This is a genomic window from Romboutsia sp. 13368 (genome assembly GCF_018336475.1).
Lineage (GTDB): Bacteria > Bacillota > Clostridia > Peptostreptococcales > Peptostreptococcaceae > Romboutsia.
Window position 1 is genome coordinate 1,573,033 of sequence record NZ_CP048741.1, and the last position, 4,208, is coordinate 1,577,240.

Annotated in this window: 2 protein-coding genes; both read right to left on the bottom strand. The window is 26.2% G+C overall.

All coding sequences use genetic code 11. The annotated features are described in order from the left end of the window. Positions 1 to 49: 49 nt before the first annotated feature. Entirely contained in the window at positions 50 to 2,500 is a 2,451-nt protein-coding gene (recQ, locus tag G3997_RS06315; protein ID WP_296644584.1) for a DNA helicase RecQ, read from the bottom strand. Between the two features lie 302 nt (positions 2,501 to 2,802). Further along, a complete protein-coding gene (locus G3997_RS06320; RefSeq protein WP_296644588.1) occupies positions 2,803 to 3,918 on the bottom strand; it encodes an iron-containing alcohol dehydrogenase family protein in 1,116 nt (371 codons plus the stop codon). Between the last annotated feature and the right edge of the window lie 290 nt (positions 3,919 to 4,208).

Here is a 4,208-nt window from a genome sequence, read left to right on the forward strand (position 1 = left end):
CTATCGTGAAACACGATAGCAGGGTATTTTAATATTTTAGTTTAATACTTTATATATATCTTTCAAGTATTACAGCTCTTATACTTTCATATTTTACATAATCTGGCATAACCTTTTTAATAGCACTTACCTTCTCGTCACCAAATCTAGATATTGCATCAAGTATCATTTCTTTTTCATTTTCAGTATACATAGATTTTAAATCTATATTAAAGTTTATATTATTTCCATTCTTTATATAATCATAAATATATCCAAGCACAGTAGAAACTGATACTTCTAGTTCATTTGCTACATCATTTATATCTTTATTTTGATTTAGTAAATCAAGAGCTATTTCTTCATTTTTTCTACTATCTCCGTCTAAAACTAATTTTAGCCTTTTCTTTTCTTCCCATTTAGGAGTTATATTATTTTCATTAATATATTCTTTAACTATATTTATAATATCTTCTCCATATTTATTTATCTTAACAGGACCTATACCACCTATATCCTTTAGTTGTTCTTCATCTAATGGATATCTCCCACTTATTTCTTTTAATGTGTTACTTGATAGTATCATATAAGGAAGTACTCCTTCTAATTTAGATATACTAAGTCTATAGTCCCTTAATTTTTCATATAGTTTTTTATCAGTAGTTACATTAAAATATTCACTATTTGCAGATGTAAGTTTTTCCGACACCTTATTTATTTTAGATTTATCTATGTTCTTCTCTTCTATATATTTTTTAATTATATCTTCAAATCTATTACCATACTTTTCATATTTGATTTGTCCAACTCCAGATATAGCTAGCATTTCTTCTTTGTTACTTGCATAGCTACTAGCCATATTTTTAAGAGTTGCATCTCCAAATACCATATATGGTGCTATAGATTCTTCTTTTGCTATTTCACTTCTTAAAGCTACTAGCATTTCATATAATTCATTTTCAACATATCTTGACTTAGTAATCTTATCTTCTTTAAATTCAACTTTAATTTCTTGTCTTATAACCTTTAAAGAGTTTTCATTTAATTTTATAGTAGGAAAAGTTCCTCTCATTCCTATATTTTCTACTACATCCAAAAAACCATGTGATACTAAKGTATTTATAAAGGTTTTTAAATCTTCATTAGAATAATTTTTCATAATTCCATAAGTAGTTAGCTTATCAAATCCAAGTTCTAATACCTTTTTATTCTTAGATCCTCTTAAAACATCTATTATCATAGTAGCACCAAAGCTTCTTTTCATTCTTGCAATACATGATATGACCTTTTGTGCATCTAGTGTTTTATCTACCACTTCACCTTCATTTAAACAATTGCTACAGTTGTTACAATCATTTATAAAGTCTTCTCCAAAGTAATTTAGTATACTTTTTCTGTAGCACATATTGCTATAAACTAAATCTACCATTTGTTGAAGTTTTTTATATTGAACCTTTTTTCTTTCTGGGTTTTCAATTCCTACTTCAACTAAATATTTTTGTGTATGAACATCTCCTGGAGAAAATAATAATACACATTCACTTTCTTCTCCATCTCTTCCYGCTCTACCTATTTCTTGGTAATAGTTTTCTACACTTTGTGGCATATTATAATGAAGTACCCACCTTATATTTGGCTTATCTATTCCCATACCAAAGGCATTTGTAGCTACCATTATCTTTATATCATCATTTATAAACTTTTCTTGATATTCTTTCCTAGCTTCATTTGAAAGTCCTGCATGATATTTTGCAACAGAATAATTTCTTTTTAATAATCCTTCATATATAGTCTCTACTTCTTTTCTAGTTGCAGCATAGATTATTCCACTTTCATTTTTGTGATTTTCTACATAATCTAATGTATATTTATTTTTAGATGATGATTTAACTATATTTATAGATAAGTTTTCTCTATCAAACCCAGTTATATAAATATCTGGATTATGTAAATCTAGTATTCTTACTATATCTTCTCTAACCTCATTACTTGCAGTTGCTGTAAAGGCTGTAACTATTGGTCTTTTGTCTAATCTATTTATAAAATGTGGTATTTTTTTATAACTAACYCTAAAGTCATGTCCCCATTGAGAAACACAGTGAGCCTCATCTATTGCAACTTGACTTATATTTTTTCCTCTTACTATATTTACAAACTCCATACTATCAAGTCTTTCTGGAGCTATATATATTATTTTACATTCATCATTTTCTATTTCTTCTAAAATAGTACTATATTCACTATTAGATAAAGAACTATTTATTAAACCAGCCTTGATTCCCATAGTTTTTAAAGTATCAACTTGGTCTTTCATAAGTGATATTAAAGGTGAAATAACTATAGTTATTCCTTCTAAGCAAAGGGCAGGAACTTGGTAACAAATAGATTTACCTCCACCTGTTGGCATTATAGCTAGTACATCTTCTTTATTTATTATAGATGTTATTATATTTTCTTGACCTTTTCTAAAACTTGTATATCCATAATATTTTTGTAATATATCTAAAGGCTTTATATTCATTTTGTTCTCCTATAAATCTTATTTAGTCTTATCTATCTATTTTATCAAAATATTCTTTAGTTGGCTCAAAAAGTTTCTTGTTATTTCTTTCATGCCTAAACTTAGACATTTCTTCATATATCTTAATACGACCCTCATTAATATCACCTATTGGTCTATGCTCTACTAATGAATGACCAGGAGAATAAGATAATACTTCTGCTAATTCAAATCGTTCTTTAGTTATAAAATCTTGCTTTGGTATTCTAATTTCACCTATCTTTATATATGGAGATAGGTGTTCATCNNNCACTAAAATTATTTTAATATATACTTTGTAATAATTTTAGAATTTCTTCTTTATTAAGTTTATATGGATTAGCTAATATATTTTTAGATGTACATAAATTAGCTATACTTTCTAACTCTTCACTTTTTATATTATAATCTCTTAAATTATTGGCTAGTCCTATGTCTTGTTTTAATTTATATATTGAATTTGAAAATTCTTCTACGTTAGTATATCCAACTTCCTTACTTAATTTATCTATTCTATCAAACTCAACTTTTGAATTTAATAATAATACCTTGTCTTGAGTAAGTCCACAAGCCTCACCATGAGGAATATTATACTTACTAGTTAGTGGATATGATATACCATGACATGCTGCTGTTCCTGTAACAGCAAATGCCATTCCTGCAAGTAGCGATGCTTGGCACATATTTTCTCTATATTCTATATTATCTAGATTGTTAACTGTATGTTTTAAATTATTCATAACAAGCTTTATTGCTTCTATTGCTAACAAGTCTGATATAGGGTTGTTATTTTTACTATAATAAGATTCTAGTGCATGTGATAATACATCTATACCGGAACTTGCTGTAACACTTTTAGGAACAGTAAGTGTTAACTCTGGGTCTATTATTGCTACTTTAGGCAATAAATAATCTGACTTTATAGGAAACTTATCTTCAGTATCTTTATTACTTATAACTGATACAGTTGTTACTTCACTTCCAGTTCCTGCTGTTGTAGGTATTGCTATAACTGGTATATTTTTATTTATTTCTAATTTATTTTCTAGGAAATATCTTATATCTGTATTCATAGCTGCCATAGAAGAAGATATTTTAGCACAATCTAATATGCTACCTCCACCTAAAGCTATAATAAAGTCTACATTACTATTTTTTATAGTATTAGTTGTATTTTCTACATCTTCTATAGTTGGATTTGCACTTATTCCAAAATGTATATCATTAATGTATTCTTTTAATGAATTTACAACCTCATTTCCATATTCACTTTCTATAAATCTCTTACTAGATATTAAAATACCTTTTTTATAATTATTATTTTCTATTACTTTACTTATATTTTTAATAGCTCCAGATTTAAATATTATTTCTACTGGAAGTCCAAATTTATAATCCATATTCTTACCTCTTTATATATTAGATTTATTGGTATAATATTTTATCATATATATAATTATTAAANATTGATTAATTTTGCTATATTATTTTACTTAATTTATTTTATTGGCTATATATTATTAACTAACAAAATAGTGTTTAAAGATTATTCTTTTTAATTTATAATTTTTCATTAATTAACTCGTTGTGCTAGTTAAATAAAATCATTGCAAATACTAGGTTATAGTAACGTATATTTAACTATTTTTCAAATAATATCTAGTGATTTCAATATATTGAGTAAAGCAAC